The following is a 2,522-nucleotide window of genomic DNA, read 5'->3' as shown; positions in this document are numbered from 1 at the left end:
TTATCTGCGTCCTATTAAATTTTTTGGGTCCGACTAACCGAGTTTGGTCAAAGGGAAAAATCTGGGGCAATCATGACGTCCCCCATCTTAGAATTTGCCGTCATCGCGGATGATCTCACCGGCTCCCTGGATACGGGCCTGCAATTCCGTAAAAAGGGCTTGAGCACTTTTGTCCCCCTACGGCAAAGTTCCAGACCTAACGGGCAGGTGTTGGTCTTGAACACCGATAGCCGAAACCTTCCTGGAGACTTAGCTTACCGCAGGGTGTACAGAGCCTGCCGAAGCTTAAAAGCCCGGTCAATCTATAAAAAAATTGACTCCACCATGAGGGGGAATGTGGGGTTGGAAGTATTGGCGATCCTGGAGGCTCAAAAAATTCCCAAGGCTATCATCGTCCCGACCATTCCAGTCCTTGGCCGGACCGTAGAAAAAGGAATTCTGCGGATCCATGGAGTGCCATTGCTCCGTACCCCCTACGCCAAGGACCCTTTCCATCCTCTGTGGACTTCCAGAATTCCAAATTTGCTGCAGAAGGAGACGGGTCTGCCTGGAGGGCATATTCCCTTAAAACAAGTGAGGAAAGGTCCTGCCTACTTGGCTGAGAGAATTGAAAAAAGCCAGGAGCGGATCCTGGCTGTTGATGCGGTTTTACAAGCAGATTTGCATACAATCGCTTCGGCCTGGAAATTATTATCCGGGAGGGTGTTGGCCTGCGGTTCAGTTGGACTGGCCGACGAAATCGTCTCCTCGCTTCCGGATGGGCCAAAAGCAAAAGCTAAGGGTTTTCCTGGCCCTCTTTTAATCCTTTCCGCCAGCCGTAATCCTTTGACCGCTGAACAGCTCAAAGTGGCACAGGAATACTTTCGCCTACCTTGGCTTGAACCGAACCTCGAGCGCTTGCTTAACCCCCGATGGGCGGAGGCAGAGTCCGCGGCCTTATCCAACTACCTTAGAAAAGTTCTTACCAAGAGTCCCGGGGCCATACTTACCACTACTTTTCAAAAACATATTCCAGGAAAAGAGGGGGCAATACCAAAAGTCCTGGGGATCGTAGCCGCCCGCCTTTTAAAAAAAAGGCGCCTGGGTGGACTGGTACTCACGGGGGGCGATCTGGCCATGGGAGTATGCGGACGCCTTGGTGCTTCAGCCCTATCCATTCAGGAAGAAGTCCTGCCGGGAATTCCCTGTAGTAGTTTGACGGACGGACCTTTTAAAGGGCTCCACCTGGTTACCAAAGCAGGAGGGTTTGGCGAAAAAGACGCTCTTTTGCGGATCATCCATTACCTGAGAGGAAAACATGAAAGCCAAAAAATCTAAACCCCTCATCGCCATCACCATGGGCGATGCCGCGGGAATCGGCCCGGAGATCATCGTGAAGGCCCTGGAACGGAAACAATTGCAGCGCCAAGCTTTGCCGGTAGTTATCGGGGACGCCCAGACCATGGAACAGGCGTTGGCCATTGCCAACAGTCGAATGAAAATTCACGCTATCACTGACCTCGACCAGATCCAAGAAGCCTCAGAAACCATTCAGGTGCTGGACCTAAAGAACATCGACCTCAAGAAACTTAAACACGGCCAGGTTGATCCCATGCCCGGCAAGGCTGCGGTGGAGTACATTCAGAAAGCAGTAGAACTGGCACAGGAAGGGCGCGTAAAGGCTATCGTTACCGCCCCTATTCATAAAGAGGCGATTAATAAGGCCGGATTTCATTATTCGGGCCACACCGAACTGCTGGCCCATCTCACCGGGACCAAAAATTATGCCATGCTCTTAACCCACGGAGCTTTCCGGGTTTCCCATGTGACCACTCACACCTCCTTACAAAAGGCCTGCGAGCGGATAAAAAAAGACCGGGTCCTCTCTGTGATTCGCTTAACTTATGAATTTTTACAAAAACTCGGGATCGAGAATCCCCGGATCGGGATTGCCGGTCTGAACCCCCACTCCGGAGAAGGTGGCCTTTTTGGGGATGAAGAAAAGAAAGAGATCATTCCGGCAATCGAAGAAGCCAAAGGGAAGGGATGGAATGTGGAGGGGCCTGTGCCGCCTGATACGGTTTTTACCAAGATGAAAGGGAAGCAATACGACGCCGTGGTGGCCATGTATCACGATCAGGGGCATATTGCCGTGAAGCTCGTAGGCTTCTCCATGAAGCCCGGGGGTAAGGAATGGGATAAAATGAGCGGGGTGAATGTAACCATGGGTTTGCCCATCATCCGCACTTCCGTAGACCACGGGGTGGCTTTCGGGAAAGCCGGCGAAGGGCGGGCCAACCCCCAGTCGATGGTTGATGCTATCAAATTGGCCATCCAGCTGGCGAAACAAAAGGCATTAAATAAAGCTTGTCATATTTTTTGAAAAATGCTTAAATATTGGCCGTAACACATAACACAGCAAAGTGGCAGGGCTTTTTTGCCACTCAAATTGTGTTGTTTTCTCTTTCTTCTCTTGAAAAATACTGTTTTCTGAGGGACATATCTTTTTCCAATCTGCGTTTCACTATTGGGGGGTTCTCCAA

At 51.0% G+C, this 2,522-nt stretch carries 2 protein-coding genes; both read left to right on the top strand.

Features of this window, described 5'->3' with window-relative positions; all coding sequences use genetic code 11:
• Nucleotides 1–72 precede the first annotated feature (72 nt).
• On the top strand, nucleotides 73–1,317 hold the full coding sequence (locus Q7V48_10365) for a four-carbon acid sugar kinase family protein (protein ID MDO9211133.1): 1,245 nt from the start codon (nucleotides 73–75) through the stop codon (nucleotides 1,315–1,317).
• Nucleotides 1,298–2,362, top strand: a complete 1,065-nt coding sequence (gene pdxA / locus Q7V48_10360) for a 4-hydroxythreonine-4-phosphate dehydrogenase PdxA (protein ID MDO9211132.1) — start codon at nucleotides 1,298–1,300, stop codon at nucleotides 2,360–2,362. The genes Q7V48_10365 and pdxA overlap by 20 nt, the downstream gene beginning before the upstream one ends.
• Nucleotides 2,363–2,522: the final 160 nt, after the last annotated feature.

This window comes from Deltaproteobacteria bacterium (assembly GCA_030654105.1).
Classification (GTDB): domain Bacteria; phylum Desulfobacterota; class SM23-61; order SM23-61; family SM23-61; genus JAHJQK01.
Note: the sequence above shows the minus strand (reverse complement) of the source record. Positions and strands in the feature narration are given on the sequence as shown.